Below are 1470 nucleotides of genomic sequence, written 5' to 3' on the forward strand. Positions count from 1 at the left end.
TTATCTTTTAGCCAAGAGCGCTTATGGTTTTTGGATCAGTTAGAAGGCAGTTTAGCATACCATATTCCTATTGTGATTCGTTTAACAGGAATGTTAGATCCATTATTATTGGAACAATCTTTACAAAGTATTGTTTCTCGACACGAGGTATTGCGAACCAATCTTCAATCCAAAGACGGAGTAGGTTATCAAGAGGTTATAGGTGCAGAAGACTGGATATTGACTCACGAATCAATATCCGAAAAAGTATTAGAGGCCAGATTAAATAGCTATTTAGGAAAACCTTTTGATTTATCGAGCGATTATAAATTGAGAGCTTGTTTGTATGATTTAGGAGAGGATCAATATGTTTTAGCTTGTGTTTTTCATCATATAGCCAGTGATGGATGGTCAGAGGATATCTTGATGAACGAGTTTGTAGAACTTTATAGTGCTTTTCAATCCAGAAGAGTTCCTGTTCTACCAGATTTAAGCTTACAATATTCAGACTATGCCATTTGGCAACGTACTTATTTAGAAGGAGAAGTTTTAGAAGCTCAGTTATCTTATTGGGAAAAAAAGCTATTAGGAGTAAGTACCTTATCTCTACCTACAGATTATGCCCGCCCTTCGGTGCAGAGTAGTGCAGGAGCCAGTGTTTCTTTTGAGATAGATCAAGAGTTGAGTGCCTCTTTACAATCTTTATATCAAAGTGAAGGTGTTACGCCATTTATGTTCTTATTGTCAGCATTTAAAGTAATGCTATCCCGTTATAGTGGTCAGGAAGATATTTGTGTAGGTACGCCTATAGCAAATCGTACGCAATCAGAACTAGAAGGGATGATTGGTTTTTTTGTAAACACCTTGGCATTTCGCAGTGATTTGAGTGGCAACCCAAGTTTTAAGGAGTTATTAAAACAAGTAAAAGAAACCACTTTGGAAGGGTATAACCATCAATTAGCTCCTTTTGAAAAAGTAGTAGACCGAGTAGTTACTACTCGTGATACGAGTATGACTCCGTTGTTTCAGGTGATGTTTGATTTTCATAATGAGGTTGAGAATTCAGGAAGTCAAGAGAGCGTAGGTATAGAGGGTATTACCATTTCGGGATATGAATATTCCGATACCACAGCTCAATTTGATGTAACATTAAGTGTTTTAGAAGGAGATTCTAATATTTCATTAGGTATAGGATATTGTACCGCTTTATTTGATAAATCTACTATCGAAGGTATGCTGGAACATTATCGAGAGCTATTGCGTAGTATTGTAATAGATGTTACCCAACCGATAGGTAGTTTATCGATGTTGCGTATAGAAGAAGAAGTTCAATTATTGAAAGTTTTTAATGATACCCAAGTATCTTATCCATTAGATAAAACGGTTATAGATTTATTTGAGGATCAGGTATCCAGAACACCAGATGCTATTGCTGCTATTTTCGAAGGAGAAGAATTAAGTTATAAAGCATTAGATATTCGTTCCAATCAA

The 1470-nt window shown here is 35.9% G+C and carries 1 protein-coding gene; it reads left to right on the top strand.

The genetic code is table 11. The features are described 5' to 3' along the window. The coding region (locus tag H527_RS0118680; protein WP_027414052.1) for a condensation domain-containing protein at positions 1–1470 on the top strand (1470 nt) is incomplete at both ends.

The sequence above is a fragment of the Aquimarina muelleri DSM 19832 genome (assembly GCF_000430665.1).
Classification (GTDB): domain Bacteria; phylum Bacteroidota; class Bacteroidia; order Flavobacteriales; family Flavobacteriaceae; genus Aquimarina; species Aquimarina muelleri.